Origin of the sequence: Clostridioides sp. ES-S-0049-02, assembly GCF_020658465.1 — a bacterium.
Taxonomy (GTDB): Bacteria; Bacillota; Clostridia; order Peptostreptococcales; family Peptostreptococcaceae; genus Clostridioides.
This window is the reverse complement of sequence record NZ_JACVWG010000004.1, coordinates 56,422-81,631: the sequence shown is the minus strand read 5'-3', so window position 1 is coordinate 81,631 and position 25,210 is coordinate 56,422. Positions and strand designations below refer to the sequence as shown.

Sequence of the window (25,210 nt, the reverse complement as noted above, 5' to 3'; positions counted from 1 at the left end):
AGAAATTTATGATTGTTTTGTCATGTAACAACTTAAATAAAAGTTTTGGTATAGATTCTATATTGGAAAATATTAGTTTTACAGTAAATGAAGGCGATAAAATTGGTATAATTGGCATTAATGGTACTGGAAAAACTACTTTATTTAAAATAATATCAGGAATTTATGGCTATGATAGTGGAGATATTTACACTTCTAAAGATTGTGAAATCGGATATTTAGAACAAAATACCAATTTTTATTCGGATAATACCATTTTAGAAGAAGTGTTGGAAGTTTTTAAAGATTTGATAGATATGGAGTCCTATTTAAGAGAATTGGAAGTTAAAATATCTGAGGAAAGCACAAAAACAAACTCTCCAATTTTAGAAAAAATCATGGATGAATATTCACATAAGTTGGAATTATTTTCAGATTTAAATGGATATGGATATAAGTCTGAAGCTAAGGGAGTTTTAAAAGGATTAGGATTTAGTGACAATGATATGGATAAACCAATAAGTATACTTTCTGGTGGTGAAAAAACTAGGGTTCTTTTAGGAAAATTACTTCTTAAAAAACCAACTTTATTATTACTTGACGAGCCTACTAACCACTTAGATTCTGAAGCAATAGAATGGTTAGAAGTATTTTTAAAACAATACAAAGGTACTGTTATGCTAATATCTCATGATAGATATTTCTTAGACCAAGCTGTAAATAGAATTTTTGAAATTCACAATAAAAGACTTAGAGTATATAATGGTAACTATTCTAAATTTGTTGAACTGTCTAAAATAGAAAAAGAACTAGAACTAAAAAAATTCGAAGACCAACAAAAAGAAATAAAAAAACAAGAAGAATCTATTGAAAGACTAAAGGCGTATGGTCGGGAAAAGCACCTAAAACGTGCAAGAAGCAAAGAAAAAGCATTGGATAAAGTGGATGTTTTAGATAAGCCAGAAGCTTATAGAAAAAAAGCTCGTATACAATTTACTCCATCTGTTCAAAGTGGGAATGATGTCCTTCAAATTAGAGACGTCTCTATGGGATATGGAAAAAGAATACTTTTTAAAGATTTAAACTTAGACATATATAGAGGAGAGAAAGTTGCTCTCATAGGTGCAAATGGCATTGGTAAGTCTACATTATTTAAAATAATAACTAATGAGCTACAACCTATTAATGGTAATATTAAATTTGGAACTAATGTCCATGTTTCTTACTTCCATCAGGAACAAAAAACTCTTAATTTGGATAACACTATAATTGATGAAATTTGGGAAAACAATAATCATCTTACTCAAACCACTTTAAGAAATATGTTAGGAGCATTTTTATTTGTTGATGAAGAAGTTTTCAAGAAAATTTCTACATTAAGTGGTGGAGAAAGAGCTAGAGTGGCTATACTTAAACTTATATTATCAAATGCAAATTTCTTATTGTTAGATGAGCCTACTAACCATCTAGATATTGATTCTAAAGAGGTTCTTGAGGAAGCATTAACTAATTATGATGGTACTATATTTACAATATCACATGATAGATATTTTCTAAATACTGTTGTAGATAAGATTCTTGTTTTAGATGAAGATGGAGTTACTGAATATTTAGGTAACTATGATTATTATATTGATAAGAAAAGACAAGTTCAAGAAATGAGTATTGTTGAAGAGAAAGAAGAAAAAACAAGGACTCAAATAAAAGATGAAAAAAGAAAAGAAAGAGAGCAAAGAGAATCAGAAAAGAAAAATAGAATAAAAAGGCAAAGTATAGAAAAAGAAATTGAAAAACTAGAACTTAAAATTGAAGAATTAGATGTGCTATTGTGTCAAGAAGAAGTATACTCTAATCCTGAGAAAGCTAAAGAAGTCAGTCAAGAAAAAATCAGTTTAGAAAATGAACTTTCCTCTCTATATGATGAGTGGGAAGAGTTTATGTAAAAAGGAGAGGATTATTTGCAAGCATTGTTTTCTTTAAAGGATGAAAATAAAAGGTTTTACAAGATACTTCTATCTTTATGTATACCTATTATCATACAAAACTTAATTTCTACATCTGTAAATGTAATAGATACAGTTATGATAAGTAGTTTAGGTGAAGTATCTGTAGCTTCAGTTGGAGTTGCAAACCAATTTTTCTTTCTTTTTAATATGTCTCTGTCTGGTATTACAGGCGGGGCTGGAGTTTTTATTTCACAGTTTTATGGAAAAAAAGATATTAGTAATATAAGAAAGGTTACAGGTCTTACCTGTATATTAGCACTTGCTTTAAGCTTTGTATTTGTTATCCCTGCTCTACTAACACCAAAACCAATAATACACATATTTTCTTATGATTCAGAGGTTGTAAGACTTTGTATAGACTATTTTAGTATCGCAGTATTTAGTTATCCATTGATAGCTATAAGTACAGTGTTTAGTACTGGTTCTAGAGGTGTTAGGAATCCTAAGTTGGGTATGATTTGCAGTGCATTTGCTCTTGTAACAAATGTTATTTTAAATTATGGATTTATATTTGGTAATTTAGGGCTTCCTGCATTAGGCGTAAAAGGAGCTGCTTTAGCAACTGTAATTGCAAGAATATGCGAATTAATTTTAATGCTTACTTATGTGTATTTTTATAAAAAAGACTATATATTAAAATTTGGGTTGAAAAATCTAAAGGCTATCGATAGGATTTTTATCAAATCTTTTTCATCAAAGAGTTTCCCTATATTTGTAAATGACTCTGCATGGGCAGTTGGAACTGTCCTATATTCTGTTGCTTATTCAAGAGCAGGTACATCTGCTATAGCAGCAAGTCAAATAGCAACTAGTACAGGTAACTTCTTTATAATGACTGCTGTATGTATTGCATCTGGTGCATCTATTATGCTTGGTAATGAACTTGGTGCTGACCATATCAAAAGAGCCATTGAATATGCTAAGAAATTTTCTATACTAGTGTTTTTAGCTGGTTTAATACTTGGAGTTATTTTAATTTTAAATATCCCATTATTATTAAAGATGTTCAGTGTTTCTGATAGCTTGTCTTCTGATATAACTAAAATATTTTTTATAATGGGTATACTAATGGCTCTAAAATCATTTAATACATTAATTATAATTGGTATTTTGAGAAGTGGTGGAGATACTAAATATGCTCTATTTTTAGAATTAGGATGTATGTGGTTAGCTTCACTTCCTTTAACTTTTATAGCTGCATTCAAAGGTGCACCTATATTTATCCTTGTTCTACTCACTTACAGTGAAGAAGTTGTAAAATTTATATTTGGGGTACCTAGAGCATTATCTAAAAAATGGGCTATTAACATAGTTAAGGAAATTGATTAATAACAATAGTGTATTTTAGTAGTATATAATACTTTAAAATAGTATCACTGAAAACAGCTAAATTATTTCTAGTTTTCAGTGAAGCTATTTTTTATTTTTTATATAAATTATTATATTATATTTTAATTAAATAATAATAATATTAATAACTATTTATCTTCTAAAAATTCCTTTACTTCAAAGGCTAATCTATGTAATTTATCATAATTCAAAACTTCATATGTGCTATCTATTTTTTTAATTATACCCTTTTCAATTAAATTCAATAGGGAGTGGTATCTACTTTTTCTACTGATTGAATAAATTTCACTAAAATTACGAATATGCTTTGCTTTACATATACTATGCTCTTGTTTTTTTAGGATACAATAAGCAATAACTTCCGTACAAGAAAATAATTCTCTTACCATTCTAGTTTTGTACAACTCATATATTCTTCTTGTACATTTACTGTGAAATAATTCAATAAAATCTCTTTTAAGATATAACTCATCAAATACATCTTTTTTAAATCTAAATAATCTTATATTAGTTTTTGCAAATATATCACATTTCAAGTTATGTTCATATATATAACTAATTTTACCTATAAATTCATTTTCTGGTACAATATCAACAAGAAATTTATTTCCTCCTCTAGTGGAACATTCTACTAATGCAACTCCCTCTATTATAAAAAAGACTTCTTGCAAATCTTCATCTGATGCTACAAATCTTTGCCCTTTTTTATATTCAACAATGGATACTTGATTTAAATTATTTTTAATAATTGGGTATATGCTCGTCTCTTCTGCTTTCATTAAATTCTCCTTTTATGATATATTGTATAAAATATTCTATTCATATATTTTAATTTAGATTAATTTTTAACAAAAGATAATATAACAATTAAATTAATCTTGACAAATCTATTCTACTCAAGCAGAATAAACTTATACATATATATTTTCATATATTATTTATTTTAATATAATTCTATATTTATGAAATTGTATTATCAATAGAATTTGTTAAAATAAATTTTTTAGATGTATATTATAATTTAATCGAATAGAAATGAAAAATATACATACATTTTGAATTTTAAGCAACAATTAGGGGGATTTGGTGACAAGATTTAATTATAAGGAAGAAGGTTTCTATGTATGATTCTCAAAAAATCATATCTAGGCACCTTCTTTTTTGTATAAAACGCTATTAAATTTAAAATGTTATATATAAAGTTATTGATGTTATATAAAAAAGATATTAAAATTAAATTATTTTATAGTATTAATAATGTTTAATAGTTTAAGTATTAATATTATATAAGTTTTGTACAATTTTAGATACAATAAGATATATTGATTATGGAAATAACCTTCCTGTAAATATTATTAAAAACTATTTATTATATAAATAAGGAGAAATCAATGAAAAAATCAGTAGCTTTGGTAAATGATAGCAGAAAAGATTTAATAGATTTTTTGGAAAATAACTTAAAGTTAGTTTTTGGAGATTACATAAAAATTAACAGATACTTTATAGATGAAATAAATAATGATGATATTATAAATGATGATGTAATATTGGTAATGTCTGTAGAAAGATTAGACAAAATTATAAATAATATATTAGACAAGAAAAAAGTTATTGTAATAAGAAGAACTTTTAAGGAAGATAAAGTATATGATTTATTATCCTTACCACAAGGTACAAATGCTTTAATTGTAAATGATTCTGATGAAACTACTTTAGAGACTATAAGCTTATTTTATAAGATTGGAGTAACTAATATTAGACCAGTTCCATATATGAACGAAAATAATTATAAAGATATAAAGATAGCTATAACTCCAGGAGTTCCAGAAAAAGTCCCTAGTTCTATCTCAGATATTTTTGATTTAGGTCATAGATATATAGATATTTCTACCTTTATAGAAATAATAAACTTATTACAAATCGACTCAAAAGAAATACAATCTAATCTGGTTAAATACTCAGAAGAAATAATAAGTTTAGACACAGGTATAAAAGATAAATATAAAGAACTGTTTTTAAAGATAGAAGAATTAGATACAATATTGAACTTATCAAAAGATGGAATATTATTTACTTCAAAAGATGGTGTAATAAATACATATAATAGTAAAGTAAAAGACATCTTAAACATAAAAGAGGATATCTATGGTAAATATATTCAAGAAGTGTTTATAGATAGTTTAAAGGTTTTATTAAGTGAAAAAGAGATATTGGACAAGGTTATTATATTTGATAAAAAGTATATAAATGTAAATAAAAAAAACATATACAATAAAGATGAAAAAATGGGTACATATTACAGTTTACAAGAAATAACATACATAAAAAAGCTGGAACAAAATTTAACTAAAAAATTAAGAGAAAAAGGGCAAATAGCGAAATATACATTCAAAGATATAAAAACAAATAGCCCAAAGATGCTTGAATGCATAGATTTAGCTAAAAAAGTTTCTAAATCTGATTTAAGTATACTTATTAGAGGTGAAAGTGGAACTGGTAAAGAACTCATAGCCCAATCTATACACAATAATTCAACTAGAAAAAATCAGCCATTTATAGCAGTAAATTGCGCAGCTGTTCCTGAAAACTTACTAGAAAGTCAGTTATTTGGATATGATAAAGGTACTTTTACTGGGGGTCTAAAAGAAGGAAAACAGGGATTATTTGAATTAGCAAATAATGGAACTATATTCTTAGATGAAATTGGCGACATGCCCTTAGAACTACAAACAAAGCTACTTAGAGTTCTCCAAGAAAAACAAATAATGCCTGTTGGTTCTCATAATATAATTAACATAGATGTTAGAATCATATCGGCTACTAATAAAAACCTAGAACAAATGATTGATAATAGTAGATTTAGAGAGGATTTATATTATAGATTAAATACAATTCCAATAAATATACCTCCTTTAAGGGAGAGAAAAGAAGATATCTTAATTATTATGGAAGATTTAATTAATAAAAAGTTATTGATTACACCAGAGGCAAAAGAACTTATACAAAACTATAAATGGAAAGGTAATATAAGAGAACTCCAAAATGTAACCTCTTACTTAAATATTATGTGTGATGATATTGTACTTGAAAAGGACTTACCTCCAAACTTAAGGACTTTAGATAATAAGAATTCCCCATTAAAACTAAAGTATAATAAAAATGATATTTTAAATATAATAGAATTGTTGATTTTAAATAAAGAATCAGATGTTGGTATTGGTAGAGGACTAATTTTGCAAAGATTACTAGATAAAAATATTCAAATTACTGAAGGTAAAATAAAAAAAATATTTGAATATCTAAAAAAAGAAGAATTTATAATTTGTAATTCGGGAAGATATGGAAGTAAAATAACTCAAAAAGGAGAAATCTTTTATAGTAAATTAAAGTATGAAACTCTATAAGTTTATCAACTATTAAATAAAGAATCTATTAGGGAATAGTTTGTCTCCTTAGTAGATTTTTTTGTTTGCTAAATACATCAAAATTATAGTCTATTTTTATCTAATTAATAGGAATTAATAGGAATAGGATAAATAACAATTTTCCTATTTTTTTTATAAATACTCATATATAGTGCAATCTTTATCTAAAACAAAATTTTTTACTGAAAATTGCAATATAATATTTATTTTTCATACTTTCCATACAATATAATGATTTTTTTTATTCAATATTTTTATAAAAAACAAAATTCTTAAGTAAAAAAACATGGCATAATAATTGCTTAACTATATTAACAAGACAATAAAAAGTAATTGGAGGAATAAAAATGCAACCAGCTTTAAAATTAAAAAATCAAGTTAAAGAATTGGAAAAAGATTTTGTAATAGAAAGTTGTAATTCTATAAAACCTTGGTTAATAGATGTTAGAAGAGAATTACATAGAATACCAGAATTAGCTCTTGAGGAAAATCTTACAAAACAAAAAGTCATTTCTTATTTAAAAGAAATAGGAATTGATTATATGGAATTTACAAAACACAATGGAATTATGGCATACATTTTAAAAGAAAATGCAGATAAAACTATTTGTATAAGAGCAGATATGGATGCGCTTCCTATAGAAGAAGAAAACGATATACCTTATAAATCAATACATAATGGAAAAATGCACGCTTGTGGTCATGATGCGCATACAACAATGTTACTTGGAGCATGCAAAGTACTCTATTCAATGAAAGATAATCTAAATGTAAATGTAAAATTTTTATTTCAACCAGCAGAAGAAGGTTTTGGTGGAGCAAAGTTCTTGGTTGAGGATGGGTGTTTAGAAAACCCTAAAGCTGATTATATATTTGGGCTTCATGTCATGCCACACATTAAAACAGGATTTATTGAAACGAAATACGACACATTAAATGCAAGTGTTGATACTATAGAAATAAGTGTTAAGGGTAAAAGAGCTCATGGTGCGTATCCTGAAAATGGTATTGATGCAATAGTCACAGCTTCACAAATTGTTACATCACTACAAACCATAATAAGTAGAAACCTAGAACCAAATAATGCTGCAGTTTTGACTATAGGCAAAATATATGGTGGTGATGCACATAATGTAATATGTGAAGATGTAAAATTAGAGGGTACATTGAGAACTTTAAATAGCGAGACAAGAGATTTTGTAATTAATAAGATTACTAAAATTGTTGAAGATACAGCATCTGCATTTGGATGTATTGGAACATTACACGTGAGCGATGAAAATTACCCTGCTGTTATAAATGAAAGGGAATTAGTAGATACTGTTATTTCAAGTACTAAGGAATTACTTGGAGGAGAAAAATTTATACTGAGAGCAAACCCTTCATTAGGTGGTGAAGATTTTTCTTTTTATACAGAACATTGCAAAGGAGCATTCTTCCATTTAGGGTGCAAAAACGAGGAAAAAGGACTGACTTCACCTCTTCATACCTCTAAATTTAATGTAGATGAGGATTGTCTTCCAATAGGAGTTATGATGCATGTAATGAATACTTTATATTTTAATTAATATGGTAATTAATAAAAGAATAGGAGATAAATTAATATGGAAAAAGCTAAAAAATTAGGGTTATTTAGTATGATATTATTAGGAATTAATAGTATCATAGGTTCAGGTATATTCTTACTACCAGGTAAAGTTTACAATCTAGCGAGCCAAAATAGTATATTTATATATATTTTTGCTACACTTCTGGTTCTATCAATACTTTTATGTTTTGCAGAGGCTGGAAGTATATTTGACAAAAATGGAGGTGCATATTTATACTCCAAAAAGGCATTTGGTGATTTTATAGGTTTTGAAGTTGGTACAATGTCTTGGGTTATTAGAATCATATCATGGTCTACACTAGCAGTAGGATTTGCAACAGCTTTAGGTGCATTTTGGCCAGAAGCTGCTACTGAATATAAAGGATATATCGCAGTGGCATTAGTAACATTACTTTCAATAAATAGCTTATTTGGAATTAAAAGTACAAAGATAATGAATAATGTAATAACCATAGCTAAATTAGTACCATTAATAGTTTTTGTAATAGTAGGAATATTCTTTATAAAATTTGGTAATGTTGTTCCTTCAGGCAATGTTGTAAATTCTAGTATAGGACCAGCTATAATATTAGTATTTTACGCGTTTACTGGATTTGAATCATTTGTTGTAGCAAGTGGAGAAATGGATAATCCTAAAAAAAATCTTCCAATAGCATTAATAACTACAATATTTATATGTGCAATAATTTATATCTTAATTCAAGTTGTCTGTATGGGTATACTTGGAGACAAATTATTTGAAAATAGTATTCCAATCGCAGACGCTTCAAGCGTATTTTTAGGCAATTATGGTAAAGTATTTATATCTGTAGCAACATTAATATCTATATTTGGAATAAATATAGGTTCTTCAATAGTAACTCCCAAGTGTGGTTCTGCTCTAGCAGAAGAAGGCTCTCTTCCAGCATTTATAGGAAAAACAAATAAATATGATGCTCCATATGTAGCAATAATAATATCTTTAATCTTCTGCATACCACTTGTATTAACTGGAAGTTTTGAACAGCTTGCAGTAATGAGTGTAATTGCCAGATTTGCTCAATACATACCAACTTGTTTAGCCGTAATAGTTTTAAGAAAAAGAGCAGATATCCAGGCTTCATTTAAAATTCCTTTTGGCCCTGTTATACCAACAGTAGCTATATTAGGTAGTTTATGGCTGTTACAACAAGCTTGGGTTGAAGATATGTCAAAACCTATAACTCAAAATAGGGTTTTGATAGGATTAGGAGCAATGTTATTGATAGTACCTTTATATGTACTTATGAAAAAAAATAAAAAAATTGAATGTGAGTGCAAAGATAAGTCAGAAGATTCAAAATTATATATTCCAAGAGAAAAAATTCAGTAATATTTTATAGATTGCTTGACATTCTTTTTTATTTAAAATCTATAGAAAAAGTTAATAAAGACCTAAACTTTATTATTTACACAAAGTTTAGGCCTTTATTTTTTCTAATAAGTAACATATATCAAATACTATAATCAAACATCAAAATTCAAACAAGTTTCAGGTTCATCTTCTATTTTTGCTATTTTAAACTTACATGCAATTAATGCTAGAGATACCAATGGATTTATGATATTTAATAATGCATATGGACCATACGTTAATGCAGATACACCTAATGTTGCTGTTATATACGCTCCACATGTATTCCATGGTACCAATGGAGAACTTAAAGTTCCACTATCTTCTAAAGCTCTTGATAACATCTTAGGATGTATACCTCTCTTTTTATATTCCTTATTATACATTCTTCCTGGTATAACTATAGACAAGTATTGTTCTCCTGCTATTATGTTAGTAACTGTGCAAGTTACCATTGTACATAATACTGTTCCAAATACACCCTTTGCTAACCTTAGTAAAGAAGAAGCTACTGCTTCAAGCATGCCTGTTTTTTCTAAAATACCTCCAAGAGATAAGGCACATATTGTTAAAGATACAGTAGACATCATATTCATAATCCCACCTTTAGACAATAAAGCATCTACCTCTTCTACTTGTGTTGATGAAACATATCCATTTTGTGCTGCATCTAATATTACATTCATAGATTCTCCTTGGAAAACTACTGCAAACAATACTCCTAATACAGCACCTACTATAAGCCCTGGTATAGCAGGAACTTTGAATATAACCAATCCAATTACTATTGCTGGAGCTAATAATAATACTGGTGATAAAGTATTAAATGTAGAATCTAATGTAGACCTAATTAGCTCTATCTGTTTTATATCTAATGCTTGACCTGAATACTTCATTCCGATTACACCATAAATTACTAGGCAAATTAATAATGATGGTATAGTTGAATATAACATATATTTTATATGTGTAAACAAATCTGTTCCTGCCATTGCTGGTGCTAAGTTAGTCGTTTCAGATAAAGGTGATAGTTTATCTCCAAAGTAAGCTCCAGATATTATAGAACCCACTATTAATCCAGTTGGCATACCTAAACTTTGCCCAATTCCTAAAAGTGCCACGCCTACTGTACCCATTGTACTCCAAGATGACCCTGTTGCAAGAGACACTATTGAGCAGACTAATGTGGATGCTACTAAAAAAATATTTGGTGATAAAATTTTTAGTCCCCAGTAAATCATACATGGAACTACTCCACTTACTATCCAAGTTCCTATAAGCACACCTATTATAATTATGATTAAGATTGCTTGCATTGCCATCTTTATACTATTAAACATACTTAATTCTAGGTCTTTCCATTTAAATCCAAGCCTATATACAGCTACAAGGCCTGCTACTGCTGCAGCTCCTATTAGTGGTACATGAGGTGATGAGCCATACATTAATACCCCTAAACTTAAAAATAATATCAAGCAAGTAATTGGTATCATTGCATCAAACAGATTTGCTTTTCTACATTCTCGCTCTTTCATAAAATAATTTCCTCCTAATTATTTGAACACTATACTATAATTTTCTTTGAAACATATTCGCTTGTACTAGATGACATGATACCTCCATAAGTTAATAAAAAATCTACATTGTCGCCTAATTTATAATCACATTTTGTATTACTTACATCTAATATCATGTGGTCTGAACTTGCCCCTAATATCTCTATATCAGTGTCTATTGGAATTAAAGAGTCAATATTTATGTCCTGCTTACCTATGGCTATAATTGCCCTTTTTAAGATTCCTTTATCTTCATAAACAGGTTTATTTCTAAACGCATCAACTCCTATTTCTCCAATAGGAACTGATGGTTTTTCTTTACATTCAACTATTTGACATATTAATTTGAATACATCTTGATATGTCCCATTTATATTTTTACCGTATGCCGTTTCTCTACCAAGTAAAATAGATTCACCTATTCTCAAATTATTAATACCTTCTGGCATATTATTACTTGTCATTAAATGTATAGAACTTGAATTACCTCCTGATACTATTTCTAGATTTATTCCAAATTTACCTTCTATCTTTTGAGCTATACTTACTAGCCTACCTGTATTTTCTTTAGATGGTATAATAGCTCCATAACAAGTTAAGTTTGTAGCTATACCAATTATTTTAATATTTTTTAGTTTTACTATCTCTTTTATACTATTAAAGAGGTCTTCTTCATAAAAATACCCTTCTCGTAAATCTCCTAAGTCAAACATAAGAACTATATTATGAATAATATTTTTACTTTCACATAATTCATTTAATTTCTTTATAGTTTCTAATTCTGAGTTAAAACTTATATCACAATAATTGATAACTTCTTCTAGTTCACTTATCATGGGTATTCTAATTAGTATTTTAGGTAAATTTATATTTTGTAACTTTTTTAAGTTTTGTATTCTTGAATCTGCTATATGATCTATTCCTTCATTATATACTGCTTCTACTATTTCTTTTCGTGCACAAAATGATTTAGTTACGAAAGATACTTTAATGTTTCTTTCATGACAACTCTGTAAAATTACTTTAGCATTATGTCTTAATTTTTCTATATCTATTTCTAATCTAGGGTACATAGTCCTTCCTCCTTGAAGTTTAAACTTTTTAGTAGGAGCTTAAGAGATGCTTCTTCGTATTTTTTAGATAAAACCCCTATAGATGCCATAATATAGTCATTATCTATCAATATCTTTGTTTTTTCCTTTGGAAATAGTAATTCTTTATTTTTATTGTATTTAGTTATACCATCTAATATTTTAATTCTACTAGGGAGCCTAGTAAGTGCTCCCCCTGTACCCACTATATATCTTACTTCTGTTAAATCTTTTCCTTCTGCAATTTTGGTTTTTCCAGTTGTTCCATAAATATTTCTTATTTTCCCTGAATGCCTTAACATAGCTTTAATAACAGCTTCTTTTGTCAATCTCTCCACAAATAATATTTCTTCTTTTGATTTTGGTATTGGTGGATAATTATCTATTACTTTATCAATATCTATAGATAATTCATTTTGTAAATTTTCTTTACCTATAACTTCTACTATATTTTTCATATTTACATATACACCTAAATCTCCCTCAACACTTCTCTTAGCTACAGGTTCAGGATTAACTAATATTTTATTAATATAGTCACTCCCATATGTAACAGAATGCACATCAGTAGTTGCTCCACCTACATCTAGAGTTAATAAATCTCCAATATTTTTATATAAAAGTTTAGAAGCTTCCATTACAGCCCCTGGAGTTGGGGTAATATTTTCATTAACCATTTCTTTGATATACCTCATTCCTGGCGCTGTAGTTATGTGGTCTTCAAACACACCTTGAATGATTTTTCTTGTAGGTTCTATATTCAATAAATCTATTTTAGGGTATACATTTTCTGTTATATAAAGCTTATAATTCGTATCTTCAAATATTAACCTTACTTCTTCTTGATTTTCAACATTACCAGCATATATAACTGGTATACCTAAACTCATAGAAGCTATCATTTCAGCATTATAAATAGCTGTATCTCTTTCTCCATAGTCAACTCCACCAGCTATTAAGATTATGTTGGGATTTATTTCTTTTATTTTCTTTAAATCAGTTCTTTTAATTCTACCTGATGTTACTTGACGAATAACAGCTCCAGCTCCTAGAGCAGCTTCTTTAGCTGCTTTTACTGTCATATCATACACTAATCCATGAACAGTCATTTTTAATCCACCAGCTGCACTAGAAGTTGCAAACATATCATTATACTTTATATCATCTACAGATAATTTATTAGCTAAATCTTTAATAGCACCCGATAAGCCATTTCTTACATCGCCACCTTCAAATACTGTTGTTGGAGCCTGACCTTGACCCGAAAATACAGGATTATCAGAATCAATATTATGGAAAGCGTTTACTACAGTGGTAGTACTTCCTATTTCAGCTACCAACACATCTATTTTTAAAGAAACTTTTTTATTCTCCATTATTTATTATTCATTTCTCTTCTTTTTTCAACTAAGAAAGTGGCTACATGTATACCTTTGCTGTTTCTTCCAAATCCAGCATCTATTCCTTGTTCAATGGCTATTTCAGGTGTTACCTGTGTTCCTCCACAAGCAATCATTACTTTATCTCTTATACCTTTTTCTACACAATAATCGTGTAATTTCTTCATATTTTTATAATGAATATCATCATGACTTATTATTGTAGATGCAAGTATTGCATCTGCATTTAGCTCTATTGCTGCGTCTACTAATTTTTCTACAGGTACAGAAGTTCCCAAGTAATGACATTCTATACCATATTTTTCAATACCACCATGTTTTATATCTATTATTTCTCTTAAACCAACTGAGTGTTCGTCTTCTCCAACTGTAGCTGAAACTATTTTCATAGGCTTTTCTTCTATATCTGCTCTTATTTCTTCATCAGTTAGTACTTTAGGTTCTTCTGGTATTACTAAGTCATTTAAATCTATATCAAATGGAACTCTTCCCTTCACTTCTATCCTAGTGCCTTCGGATTCATGCATAACTTCTCTACTTATAACTTCAACTTCTTGTAAATTCATTTTTTTGACAAATTCCAATGCTGCAAACTCAGCTGTTCTTTTATCAGTAGGAAGCATCATTGTTATCATCACAATTCCATCTGCACACCATTCCATTTCAGGTTTGATTTTAGTTCCACCTCTGTATTCCTCTGATTCTTTTAGTCTATTTTCTACATTATCAAAATCATCAAGTTCATCGATATATATTATTTTGTTTGGATTTTCAAATGTACATCCATCTATTAATATTGATGGATTATCTATAGCTTTTTCATCATATTGAGCTACATTATTGTATCCAAAGTGAGCAGTTACAGGTGCTAAATAATCTTTATCTCTTTCATAAACAGTACCCTCACCAACTCCGCCTTTTATTTTTCTAGATATACCATCACCATTTCTTTCTGGATAATTTCCTGAGTCAACGAAGAATCCTTGTTCTACTGATTCAAAATATCCTCCAACTTCAAAGATTTCTTCCATATATAGTACAGCTCTTTCTTTAAGCTCTCTTGCTTTGTATCTTAATTCTCCAACATCCTTAAGTTCTATCATATCCATAAGACCATCCATGCCAACTAAAGCTTGCTTTGCTGTATCACATGCTTCTATGTTGTATATATGCCAAGGTACATTTCTACCTTCGTCAGGTGTTATAGTTGATTGTATGTCAGCTCTAGTTAGTACTGATGTTAATAAATTTAATACATGAGTAACTGTTGCTTCTCTAGTTGATGATTCCATATATTTAGTATTCATTTGAGCTCTCATCTTATAATCACTAAATAATTCTCTAAGTGCAACAGCATAAGGTAAGTCTATTCTTAAACATGGTGCTGGAGGGGCTGTTGGTGGCACTGTTGATAAGCATATATTACTTTTATCTATTCCTATTTTTTCTGAAAATATAGAATTTAAAGCGTGTTGAACCATAAGTTCAGGCATTACCTTCCATGCTTCTCTAGCCGTAGCATTAGCATTATGTGCTCCATCTATTTGAGCTATATTTGCAAAAGCCATTATTTGCTTAGCTTCACAAGCATCTACAAAAGATCTTACCATGTTTATATTTCTATATAGAACATTATATTGTGGGTCTTGATGTGCTCCATTGACCCCTTCTTCAGCAAACATTACTGCTACTTCAGGACCCGCAACACCACTTACATATGAATGGTAATTAATAGGTCTACCAACTTCTTCTTCTATAAAGTCAAGAGCTTTTCTTTGAGCTCTTACTTGTTTTCTTGTTATTGGAACACCTCCTATACCTTGAGGGGTTCCTTCTATAAGTCCGTCAAAATGTGATTGCCCAGCAGTTCTAATGACCATTAAGTGGTCAGCACCGTGATGAGCTGCCATCCTCATTCTTCTTATATCATCTTCAAATCTTCCAGAAGCTATTTCAGTAGTAATAATTGGGCTTGGTTGAGGGTCTATATTATTAAAATATTTAGATGATGGTAACCCTACACTCTTCTTTAAAGGTTTTGTACAGTCTTTATATTCAAAAGGTCCCATTTCAAGATTTTCCAAGTGTTCTCTCCAAACCCAACCTCTTCTTTTTGGTTTATATTTATCCAAATCTTTTAATATATAGTCTATATCTAATTTTTTATTTTCCTTTAACATGATTCTACCCCTTCTCTAAATAAACATGTAACTTCATCCCAATATTCACCATTAACTAATAATAAACCAGCTTCTCTAACTGATATATTTTTAGATTTAGCAAGCTTATAAACTACATGCCCTGCTCCCTTACCTATAAGACCTCTTTCCATAACACCTTCTAAAATAGGTTTTACCTCAAGAGAAGAAAATCCCATTCTTAACAAAACAGACCTTTCTATTGATGGCGTTGTATTCTTTTTGCCAAGGTCTATCATTGGTTCTACTATCTGGGCAGCTAAACTCCAAAATCTTTCTTTTAACTCATCATCGCTCAATTTCTGAAGATGTTTTCTTCTAACCTCAAAATCATCCTCTCTTTTTTTCATGAACATTCCCCCATTCATATTAATTTAAGTGAATTTTCCAACTATTCATTTCATGTTAAATTAAAAAATAGTAATTATTATAAATTATCTAACGTATCAATAACAAAATCTCTTGAACTTTTTACTTCTTTCATTAGAAACTCTATATCTTCATTACTTAGACTATTAACATTATCAATACCATTATGAGATATACAATTTTTTATAAATGATTTTCTTATTTTATTTATGTCGATATCAACACATTTTAATAATTCTGGTCTTTCTGGTAATATTAAGTTTACTCCTGCAATTTCTTCTCTTGGATTTCCAAATTTTATATCTATTCCATTTTCTTTTGCAAATGTAAGCTGTGGACATATGTGTTTACCTGCACCTGTATACTCTGTCTCTTGTACTACTACAACTTTATCTTCATCCAATTCTTGTGCTAAGGAAAATGCTGCTGCTAAAGATGTATTTCCAGCAGGTCCTCTTTCTATACCTTCCAACTGTGCCAATAATTCAGTTGTATAGAAAACTTCTCCTTGTTTTACTAACACATATCTGTCCATATATCTAAGTGGTCTAGCTGCAGACCTAGGTACATCTGACCTATCAGGCCATGTACAGAATGGTATACCAAAACCTGTATGTCCTGTTGTAAATGATTTTTTATTAAATTGACTATCACTAGCCATGTGTAATCCTTTTAAATCAACACTTGCTCCAACTACTTTTGTGTTAAGAGAACCAGCTTTTATTAGTCCTCTTGCTGTTCCAGTGAGATTACCTCCACCTGCATTTGTACAAACAACTACATCAGGGTCTTTTTTATATTTTTCTCTAAATTGAATAGCTAGCTCATATCCTAAAGTTTCTACACCTGCAATTCCAAATGGTGAATATAACGATGCGTTAAAATAGCTTGTTTCTTCTAGTAGGACTAAGAATGTATAAAATAATTCTGGTCCAACAGTTAATTGAATAACTTCTGCACCATATGCCTCACATTTTCTTGCTTTCTCTATAATCTCAGGTTGACCTAGACCATTAGAATCATAACATTCTTGAACTATTATACATTTTAAACCCTGCATTGCTGCCTGAGATGCTACAGCTGCTCCATAGTTACCACTAGTAGCTGCTATTACACCTTTATATCCCATTTTTTTAGCATGATATACTGCAGTAGCTGATCTTCTTGCTTTAAAACTACCAGATGCATTCATTGCTTCATCTTTTACAAATATTCTAGCACCTTTACCTTCTGGAGCACATCTTCTGGCCAACTTAGTTAAATTTTTAAGTTCTATTATAGGAGTATTTCCAACAGCATATTGTGATTGAATTGCTTCAATATCTTGTAATGTATATCCTGTTTCACCCATCATTTTTTCATAGTCAAATCCTATTCCTTCTTGTTCAAAAGATGAGTAATCCAATCCAATTGCGTTTTTCATTATTTCATTGTTTCTTCCCATGACAGCTTGATAGCTCATATCTTTCATTGATGCTGCATTATTCATTATATACACCTCCAAATAATATTTCTTTAGCCTGTATTCCTATTTGGAGTAACTCAGGTATACATTTACCATAATCATGAGTATAATATGGATTTACTTTAAGTAAATCACCTTTTACAAGTCTACCCGTAATTGTTTTAACTTCTACTAAATCACCTATAGAGGCATCCTTTTGTATAAACCCTTTAACCCACATTTCTAAGGATACTTTCTTAGTATCCTCTGGAACTTGTGGAGCTCTTTCTTCTGGAGTCAACACTATATTGTGTATAATAACCCAATCATTAATTTTAGCATCCATTTTTTCATCCCCTTATCAGCTAACTGTTATTTTATTAATTTGCTTTTGACTCTTCTTCTAACTCAATTTCTATCTGATTTCTTATATCTCCCATTATTGCTCTAGGTACTGGTATATCCAACATAGTTTTAAGGCCTGGTCTAGCATTTATTATTAATGGAATAGAGTTTACTATCATTGCATAAGTACCTACCCCTCCAGGTATTTCAGGATTTATTTGTAAATCAATATTTGGTATCCCTTTTATTGATACATAGTCTCCTGTTTTAATACCTTCTGCTTCAGGTATTATCTGTTGTGGATGCTCCATTTCAATTAAAACATCTCCATTTACATATCCATATCCACATTGTCTACAACCAGCAACATTTCCAGCCAATGCCTCTCCGTACTTAGATTTTCTATCTACTGTAGTCATTATTGGTTCTTTTGTTTGTTCTATCTTATCTAGTTTCCATCCTAATCCATCAGCTATCATATTTATTGATTCTACAAATCCTACATGACCTGCTATAGTATTATTTTCTACACCTTTTATGAACTCTTCTTTTGTTACTCCAACACCTTGTTCTACCATAACAGATTTTCCAAATGGTGATAAATCATTTACCCTCTTCGCTTTTATACCATTAACTTCTTCACAAGTACCTGAAAGCGCTAATACTAGTAAATCTAGTACAAACCCTGGATTGATTCCTGTTCCAAGAATACTTACTCTATTCTCTTTTGCAACTTCATCCATTTTCTTAGCCAAGTCTGCATCATCAGCTTGTGGATATGCCATTTGTTCTGCTGTTGATATAACATTTATTTTTCTATTTAATAAGAACATTATTTTATCAAAAGCCTTTTTAGTAAATGAATCAGTTGCTAATAAAACAACATCTACACTTTTTTCTTTAAAAACTTCTTCATAATTTCCATTGATAATAACTTCTGTTCTTTCTCCTCTTTCAATTCCTAGGACATCATACATACTTTTACCTGAAGTACTTCTACTGCAAACAGATACTATTTCTATACCTTCTTTTTTTAAAATCATATTAGCCATGCCTATCCCCATAGCTCCAAATCCCCATATACCAACTCTTACTTTTCTCATATATACACCCTCCTAAAAATTTATATTCTTAATTATTAGTTAAAGCATGAATCGTGCCAACTTCAAAACAAAAATAAATATTTATTAGAACGTTGAAACTATAATTATCTTGTTATGTATTTTCATAAATAAAAAATAATATTTTTTCTGAGAAATAAAAAAAGAGCAAAAAAATTTGCTCTTTTATAATAATTTTGCGCCTTTATTTTACTTCTTTATAGGACTTTAATATTATATTTTTTTATTTTATATTGTAAATTTTGCCTATTCATACCTAAAATTGATGCAGCCTTAGTTATATTATATGATGCCTTTTCTAATGATTCATATATATACTTCTCTTCTATCTCACTGAGAACATTATTAAGTGTCTTATTCTCTAAATCATTTAAAGAATAAGTATTCCCCTCTTTATTCTCTTTAAGATTGTAATAGTCATTTAAATTAATCATGCTTGTTTCTATTTGTATCTCGTTTTCCATCATACTCATAGTACAATAAATTATGTTTTCTAGTTCTCTTATGTTCCCTTGCCAGTCATAATTTTTTAAAACCCTGATAGCTTCATCTGAAATACCTACTACTTTTTTATTTAACTTTTTATTATACTTTGAAATAAATTTTTTGCATAATACAGATATATCCTCTTTTCTATCTCTAAGAGGAGGAATTTTTATATCTATTATGTTAAGCCTATAATATAAATCTTTTCTCATTTTATTCTCATTTAAAATAACTTTTGGACTTTCATTTGTTGTTGCAATAATTCTTACATCAACAGGTATATCCTTAGTCCCTCCAACTCTTCTTACATAACCTTCCTGCAAAACTCTTAGCAATTTAGCCTGTAACATAATAGGCATGGAGTTTATTTCATCTAATAATAATGTCCCTTTGTTAGCTTGCTCAAATAAACCTGGCCTGTCTATTGCCCCTGTAAATCCTCCCTTAGCAGTTCCAAATAGTATTCCTTCGAATAATGATTCTGGTAAAGCTGCACAATTTTGTGCTATAAATGGATAATTTTTTCTATTACTTCCATAGTGAATGGACTGGCTAAATAGCTCTTTGCCTGTCCCAGTTTCACCATATATAAATACTGAGGCATCAGACTTACAAGCTTTCTTAGATTTTGCTATTGCCTCTTTAATCAGATTACTTTCCCCTAAAATATCATCAAATTCATAGCCCTTTTTTTGTTTATTGTCAACTTTATTAATTAAATTTTTTTTATAGCTTCTGTTTAATAAATTTTCTATAGTTGTCATATTCTTTGATATTTCAAGTGCCCCTACAAATTCTCCTTTAATATCAATTGGTATCGTAGTATTTATTGCTGTTATTTCTTTTCCATTTTTATCTAGATATTTTTGAATATTGTCTTTAATAATTTCCCTTTTTTCCAAAACTTCTACTAGTGTACTTCTATTTATTTTCATTTTGCTGACTATATCAAAAAATGAATTAGTTAAAACATCATGTCTATTCATTTTTTCCATTTTTTGTACAGAATCATTGTAGATTATAGTTTTCCCTTCTTTATTAACAAAATGTACCCCTTCATCAATATTTTCCAATATTTCATTCATTACTTTAAAAAATATTTCTTGGTTCAACTATATCACCCCAGTACCTAAATATATAACAACCCAAAAATAAGTAAAATATTTCTATATATTTATCTTATCACATATTTATGATATTTTTTATGTCCATTATATTTTTAATTAATACTTGATGAACTACATAGTAAAGCATGAATAGTAATGGTTATATTCTTAGTATTTTCCCTTTTGTTGATATTTCCTTATTAAAAAAAATATTCTAAATATATTATTTATACTCAAATATTATCTAAAAAAGAGTATTTGTATACCTTTATTCTCGTACATATTTTTAACTTAAAATATAAACTTTATATAAAACAAGTTAAAATATACTTAATTAAAATACGTAAAAAAGAGCTATCACAGAACAAATTTAATTTACTCATGCGATAACTCGATTCTACAAACTAATATTTAATTTTCATAATATTTATTTCTAAAAAGCAGTCTCATGCCCAACATAACAGGCTATGCCATTATCTAAAAATATGTCCTGTAATTCTTCAAGATGCTCTTCATCAACATCTCCTTTATCAGAATACTCATATTCTTTACCTAATTGAATCCATTTTGACTCTCCTAGTCTATGAAATGGTAACAGATTAATTTCTACTAAATTATTTTTATGCATAAAAGATATAATATCATTTATATTTTCTATACTATCATTAAATCCTGAAATAACTGGTACTCTAAGTACTAATCTTCCACCCCAGTCAGAGTTTACAAGATTTGATATGTTTTCTAATACTAAATCATTATACACACCTGTTTGTTCCTTATGCTTTTCTCTATCCATATGTTTTATATCAATAAATGCAAAGTCGATATCCTTAAATATATTATTAAAAATTTCATTTGAAACACATGCACTCGTTTCAATAGCAGTGTGCACATTTGTTTCATGACATTTTAATAGCACTTCATGTAAAAATTCATGTTGAAGTAGTGGCTCTCCTCCACTAAATGTTACTCCTCCATTACTTCTCCAGTTATTAGAATCACGCTTAATCACCTTTACAAGTTCCTCTACAGTATATGGCTTTGCACATAATTTAAACGCATTATAATAACACGAGTTGACACATTCAAAACTCTCACAATTCTTACATATGCCCCAATCTATGACTGGCTTATTGTCAAGGTCAAAACTCAATGCACCATTTTTACATTTACCATGACATACAGTACATCCATTTTCATATTGACAAGACAACTCACTAAACATCATATGTGGTCTAACAGTCCAACTTTCAGGATTTGCACACCACTTACAACTAAGTGGACATCCATTTAAAAACACAGTTGTTCTACAACCTGGCCCATCATGAACTGAAAAGCTTTGTATATCAAAAATCATTCCTTCTAATTGTCTTTGACTATTCATTAAACACATGCCCTTCACAAGTAATTGCGTTTAATGTTGAGTATACCCAATCTTCATTCTCTAGCCCAACACATTTACCTATACCTTCATCATTAGCATCAACAAAATTTTTACAATTTTTACATTTTGGCATTACTTTTATTTCTGAACATGCTTCATCATCTAAATTAATCATTTGTTTTGATAATCTACAAATCCCTTTAGTCGCATCTACTGCGCAAAAATTCATACAATCACTATGTTTTCTCATATTTTACACCCCTTCATACTCTGTTCTAGCAATTACTTCATCTTGTATTGGTTTACCTAGTTCACACCAGTATTGAGTAAATCCAGCAACACGTACCATTAGTTGACGATAATTATCAGGATTTTTTTGTGCGTCTTTCAAAGTTTCTGAGTCCACAACATTGTATTGAATATGGAATCCACCTTTTCTCAAGTAACTTCTTGTTAAATCTAACAGTTTTTTTGTTCCTTGTTGTCCTCTAATAGTTGTAGGATGAAGTTTTAAATTCATTTGAGAATTTTGAACTACTGCTTGATCCCAAATAGTCGCAGATTCAAATAATGCATACACACCATTTTTATCTGTTCCTGCATATGCAGAAACTGAACCATCTGAATATGTTGTTCCACTTAATCTACCATCTGGGGTAGCTAAAGTAGCAGCTCCTTGTGGTCCATGTGTAGATACAGAAATTTGACAAGGATACATTTTTTTAGCATATAAAGATTGTGCTTCTTCACACACTTTTGCTAGCCATATTTCATAATTTTTAAGAATCATATCTGCATACAAATCATTGTTTCCATATTTAGGTGCATCAAGACAGGCCTTATAAATAGCATCATATTTGCCAGTCTTATCCACTTTTACTTGGTCTGCCATAGAATAATTACCAACTTCTAATGCATCTTTAAATCCAAAATTATTTAATACAGCATCCTTCATTTCTTCAACTGTAAAAGCTTTGTCATCATATACAAGTTTTTTAAGTGCAGCAAATGAGTTAACCATAGTAACAGTTCCACAAGTTTCTACATTTAATGTTGCATTATAACGATATCCCATATTTCCTATATGTTGACCTTTATCTAAACAGTCTGGTTTTAATAGAGAATTTATTATAGAAGTATCAAACTTTCTCCATATATCTAACTCAATATTATTTGCTCTCTCAAGAACATTTATTGCTTGTTTATAATAGTCTTTAAATACTTCTACAACTTCTTCATAAGTATCTAATGGCTTATTATGAGGTTCAAATACTTGTATATTCATACGATGGTCTTTACCATTCATAAGAACAAGTTCTAATATTTTAGGATTAGCAATAAAGTGAACTCCAGAACCAGCAGATTGTCCTGCTCCACCTGCAATAGAATATGTCTTTCCATTTAAAGTCAGTTGTTTCCAGCATCCTGGAGATGTTTCCAGACATCCACCTAATGCAAATGCTCTAGCTTCTTCAACAGTCATTCCTTCATCAGCAAATTGCTTCATCATAAATGTTGTCCCATTTGAATTGTTTACCCATGCTGGATAACCAGAACCAAGTTTTGTACATTCAACAGCTTTCATTAAAAAATCTTCTGGAAGTTTTTCATCATATAACATAGTTAAGCTAGGCTGAGGAGTTCTACATCTCATACTTGCCTCTAATAATAATTCTTCTAATTCATTAGCTCCTGTAGAACCATCTTCTCTTAACCCACCTATAGATAAAGTATTGAATGTATTTCCTGATAAGACTCCTCCATTTACACCTGCTGAAGCAAAACAGTCAATACAAGTGATTTTTATTCTATAAAGTTCTAATAATTCAATAACTTCTTCTTTTGTAATTAGTCCTTTTTCCATATCCTGTTCATACCAAGGATATAAAATTTGACCAAAACGACCTATAGACATACCAGATATAGCATCTTCATTTACTGATGCTATATGAATTGTATAAGTCAATTGAAGAGCTTCTCTAAATGTACGAGGTTGTTTATGTGCAATATGTTCTAATATCTCTACTAAATCTGAATATTCTTTTTTTGATTCTAAATCTGTTTCTATACTCTCTAAATATTTTGCATGTTTTGCATAGTTTAAAATCCAAGCTTGTAACCCTTCAATGACTTGAATAACAGCTTCATAAAAATATAGACGATCCATTCCGATAAGCCCATCTCCAGATGCATTTCCTGCAACTGCTTTTTTACATTCTTTTGCCATTTCTATAATTCCATCTAATCCATAATTTAAAGGATAAAAATAGTTTATAACTTCTCTACCTTGAGGAAGTGTATATCCTGAATCAAACATACATATAAGCGTACTCATTAAATTTTCTTTTAAATCATAATCTGGCATCATCTTTTCATAGTGAAATCCTAAATCTTCAACTGATTTTCCAACCCATTCCTTTGCCATTTTTACAAGAACAGGTACTTCTTCTTTTCTCATTCCAAATTTACCAGCTATTGAAACAACATTTCCAAAACTTTCAGTTACATTTCCTCCACCAGAACCAAATTTTGTAAGCTCATCTGCTGTATTACTAGCTAATTTCTTTGCTTCTTCTTTCATTTGTTCTCCCTGAGCAACAAAGAAACTTTCACTTACCCAAGGCATTGGGAAAGAACCTCTATAATGGCGTGTTTTTTGCATTACTATCTTCTCACCAGGTATTATATTTGGTGTCATATGAGAAAAAGCAGCTTTAAGAGCTTTAGCTCTTCTAACTACTGCTATATCCCCATCTGATTTTCTATATTCTCTATTGTACCAATATGGAAATTCCATATCAGCTGTAGACAATGTATTGTAATATACATTCAATAAATCATCTGCTCTTTTACTTGCTTTTTTTTCACTAAGTTCATCTAAATTTTCTTGATTTTGAAAATTTGCTTTAATATTTTTTGCTTCTAAAATACTTCTTATTTTATCTTCTTTACTTTGACTCATTTCTTCC

General features: G+C 29.4%; 18 protein-coding genes. 5 read left to right on the top strand and 13 right to left on the bottom strand.

The features are described from left to right. Positions 1-8 precede the first annotated feature (8 nt). Together IC213_RS11640 and IC213_RS11635 are read left to right on the top strand one after the other, a co-directional pair. A complete protein-coding gene (locus IC213_RS11640) occupies positions 9-1,922 on the top strand; it encodes an ABC-F family ATP-binding cassette domain-containing protein (protein WP_227483540.1) in 1,914 nt (637 codons plus the stop codon). A gap of 15 nt (positions 1,923-1,937) precedes the next feature. Continuing rightward, positions 1,938-3,314 carry an MATE family efflux transporter gene (locus IC213_RS11635; RefSeq protein ID WP_227834959.1) on the top strand — a complete coding sequence of 459 codons (1,377 nt, stop codon included), beginning with the start codon at positions 1,938-1,940 and terminating at the stop codon, positions 3,312-3,314. 149 nt (positions 3,315-3,463) lie between these two features. On the opposite strand, the gene IC213_RS11630 is transcribed toward IC213_RS11635, so the two are convergent. After that, on the bottom strand, positions 3,464-4,114 hold the full coding sequence (locus IC213_RS11630) for a Crp/Fnr family transcriptional regulator (protein ID WP_227434583.1): 651 nt from the start codon (positions 4,112-4,114) through the stop codon (positions 3,464-3,466). Positions 4,115-4,726: 612 nt separating this feature from the next. Between IC213_RS11630 and IC213_RS11625 the strand changes: the two genes are divergently transcribed. The 3 genes from IC213_RS11625 to IC213_RS11615 all read left to right on the top strand — a co-directional run bounded on the left by IC213_RS11625 (position 4,727) and on the right by IC213_RS11615 (position 9,720). Continuing rightward, entirely contained in the window at positions 4,727-6,739 is a 2,013-nt protein-coding gene (locus tag IC213_RS11625) for a sigma 54-interacting transcriptional regulator (RefSeq protein ID WP_227863097.1), read from the top strand. Positions 6,740-7,107: 368 nt separating this feature from the next. Continuing rightward, entirely contained in the window at positions 7,108-8,328 is a 1,221-nt protein-coding gene (locus IC213_RS11620) for a M20 family metallopeptidase (RefSeq protein ID WP_227863096.1), read from the top strand. A gap of 36 nt (positions 8,329-8,364) precedes the next feature. Next, a complete protein-coding gene (locus IC213_RS11615; protein WP_227863095.1) occupies positions 8,365-9,720 on the top strand; it encodes an APC family permease in 1,356 nt (451 codons plus the stop codon). Between the two features lie 134 nt (positions 9,721-9,854). Here IC213_RS11615 and nhaC read toward each other — a convergent pair whose 3' ends face one another. The 12 genes from nhaC to hpdB form a co-directional block, all read right to left on the bottom strand. Further along, the gene (nhaC, locus tag IC213_RS11610) at positions 9,855-11,276 is read right to left on the bottom strand and encodes a Na+/H+ antiporter NhaC (protein WP_227434580.1); all 1,422 of its coding nucleotides are present in this window, start codon (positions 11,274-11,276) and stop codon (positions 9,855-9,857) included. Between the two features lie 29 nt (positions 11,277-11,305). Then, positions 11,306-12,370, bottom strand: coding sequence for an ornithine racemase Orr (orr, locus tag IC213_RS11605; protein ID WP_227483545.1), 1,065 nt, complete (start codon positions 12,368-12,370; stop codon positions 11,306-11,308). Further along, on the bottom strand, positions 12,355-13,764 hold the full coding sequence (locus IC213_RS11600; protein WP_227831443.1) for a GlmL-related ornithine degradation protein: 1,410 nt from the start codon (positions 13,762-13,764) through the stop codon (positions 12,355-12,357). The genes orr and IC213_RS11600 overlap by 16 nt, the downstream gene beginning before the upstream one ends. Next, complete coding sequence (gene oraE, locus IC213_RS11595) at positions 13,764-15,968, bottom strand: D-ornithine 4,5-aminomutase subunit OraE (RefSeq protein WP_227831444.1); 2,205 nt, start codon at positions 15,966-15,968, stop codon at positions 13,764-13,766. The genes IC213_RS11600 and oraE overlap by 1 nt, the downstream gene beginning before the upstream one ends. Next, positions 15,962-16,336 (bottom strand): ornithine aminomutase subunit alpha, encoded by a 375-nt coding sequence (locus IC213_RS11590; protein ID WP_227434576.1) that lies wholly within the window; start codon positions 16,334-16,336, stop codon positions 15,962-15,964. Before IC213_RS11590 ends, oraE begins: the two co-directional genes overlap by 7 nt. 77 nt (positions 16,337-16,413) lie before the next feature. Further along, positions 16,414-17,844 carry a 2-amino-4-oxopentanoate thiolase subunit OrtB gene (ortB, locus tag IC213_RS11585; RefSeq protein ID WP_227863094.1) on the bottom strand — a complete coding sequence of 477 codons (1,431 nt, stop codon included), beginning with the start codon at positions 17,842-17,844 and terminating at the stop codon, positions 16,414-16,416. After that, a complete protein-coding gene (ortA, locus tag IC213_RS11580; RefSeq protein WP_227831446.1) occupies positions 17,837-18,145 on the bottom strand; it encodes a 2-amino-4-oxopentanoate thiolase subunit OrtA in 309 nt (102 codons plus the stop codon). The genes ortB and ortA overlap by 8 nt, the downstream gene beginning before the upstream one ends. Before the next feature lie 34 nt (positions 18,146-18,179). Further along, positions 18,180-19,247: a 2,4-diaminopentanoate dehydrogenase gene (gene ord, locus IC213_RS11575; RefSeq protein ID WP_227831447.1), complete on the bottom strand. Its 1,068-nt coding sequence runs from the start codon at positions 19,245-19,247 to the stop codon at positions 18,180-18,182. A gap of 215 nt (positions 19,248-19,462) precedes the next feature. Next, positions 19,463-20,836, bottom strand: coding sequence for a sigma-54 interaction domain-containing protein (locus IC213_RS11570; RefSeq protein ID WP_227824889.1), 1,374 nt, complete (start codon positions 20,834-20,836; stop codon positions 19,463-19,465). Between the two features lie 454 nt (positions 20,837-21,290). Further along, the gene (gene hpdA / locus IC213_RS11565) at positions 21,291-22,241 is read right to left on the bottom strand and encodes a 4-hydroxyphenylacetate decarboxylase activase (RefSeq protein ID WP_227434572.1); all 951 of its coding nucleotides are present in this window, start codon (positions 22,239-22,241) and stop codon (positions 21,291-21,293) included. Beyond that, positions 22,234-22,491, bottom strand: a complete 258-nt coding sequence (hpdC, locus tag IC213_RS11560) for a 4-hydroxyphenylacetate decarboxylase small subunit (RefSeq protein WP_227434571.1) — start codon at positions 22,489-22,491, stop codon at positions 22,234-22,236. Before hpdC ends, hpdA begins: the two co-directional genes overlap by 8 nt. A gap of 3 nt (positions 22,492-22,494) precedes the next feature. Continuing rightward, the gene (gene hpdB, locus IC213_RS11555) at positions 22,495-25,203 is read right to left on the bottom strand and encodes a 4-hydroxyphenylacetate decarboxylase large subunit (RefSeq protein WP_227434570.1); all 2,709 of its coding nucleotides are present in this window, start codon (positions 25,201-25,203) and stop codon (positions 22,495-22,497) included. Between the last annotated feature and the right edge of the window lie 7 nt (positions 25,204-25,210).

What these genes read in the sequence shown, in the direction of transcription:
- IC213_RS11620 (WP_227863096.1), top strand. Translation starts at nt 7,108, where the DNA reads ATGCAACCAGCTTTAAAATTAAAAAATCAAGTTAAAGAATTGGAAAAA.
- ord (WP_227831447.1), bottom strand. Translation starts at nt 19,247, where the DNA reads ATGAGAAAAGTAAGAGTTGGTATATGGGGATTTGGAGCTATGGGGATA.
- nhaC (WP_227434580.1), bottom strand. Translation starts at nt 11,276, where the DNA reads ATGAAAGAGCGAGAATGTAGAAAAGCAAATCTGTTTGATGCAATGATA.
- IC213_RS11615 (WP_227863095.1), top strand. Translation starts at nt 8,365, where the DNA reads ATGGAAAAAGCTAAAAAATTAGGGTTATTTAGTATGATATTATTAGGA.
- hpdA (WP_227434572.1), bottom strand. Translation starts at nt 22,241, where the DNA reads ATGAATAGTCAAAGACAATTAGAAGGAATGATTTTTGATATACAAAGC.
- IC213_RS11600 (WP_227831443.1), bottom strand. Translation starts at nt 13,764, where the DNA reads ATGGAGAATAAAAAAGTTTCTTTAAAAATAGATGTGTTGGTAGCTGAA.
- IC213_RS11570 (WP_227824889.1), bottom strand. Translation starts at nt 20,836, where the DNA reads ATGAATGAAATATTGGAAAATATTGATGAAGGGGTACATTTTGTTAAT.
- IC213_RS11630 (WP_227434583.1), bottom strand. Translation starts at nt 4,114, where the DNA reads ATGAAAGCAGAAGAGACGAGCATATACCCAATTATTAAAAATAATTTA.
- hpdC (WP_227434571.1), bottom strand. Translation starts at nt 22,491, where the DNA reads ATGAGAAAACATAGTGATTGTATGAATTTTTGCGCAGTAGATGCGACT.
- IC213_RS11590 (WP_227434576.1), bottom strand. Translation starts at nt 16,336, where the DNA reads ATGAAAAAAAGAGAGGATGATTTTGAGGTTAGAAGAAAACATCTTCAG.
- orr (WP_227483545.1), bottom strand. Translation starts at nt 12,370, where the DNA reads ATGTACCCTAGATTAGAAATAGATATAGAAAAATTAAGACATAATGCT.
- hpdB (WP_227434570.1), bottom strand. Translation starts at nt 25,203, where the DNA reads ATGAGTCAAAGTAAAGAAGATAAAATAAGAAGTATTTTAGAAGCAAAA.
- oraE (WP_227831444.1), bottom strand. Translation starts at nt 15,968, where the DNA reads ATGTTAAAGGAAAATAAAAAATTAGATATAGACTATATATTAAAAGAT.
- ortA (WP_227831446.1), bottom strand. Translation starts at nt 18,145, where the DNA reads ATGGATGCTAAAATTAATGATTGGGTTATTATACACAATATAGTGTTG.
- ortB (WP_227863094.1), bottom strand. Translation starts at nt 17,844, where the DNA reads ATGAATAATGCAGCATCAATGAAAGATATGAGCTATCAAGCTGTCATG.
- IC213_RS11640 (WP_227483540.1), top strand. Translation starts at nt 9, where the DNA reads ATGATTGTTTTGTCATGTAACAACTTAAATAAAAGTTTTGGTATAGAT.
- IC213_RS11625 (WP_227863097.1), top strand. Translation starts at nt 4,727, where the DNA reads ATGAAAAAATCAGTAGCTTTGGTAAATGATAGCAGAAAAGATTTAATA.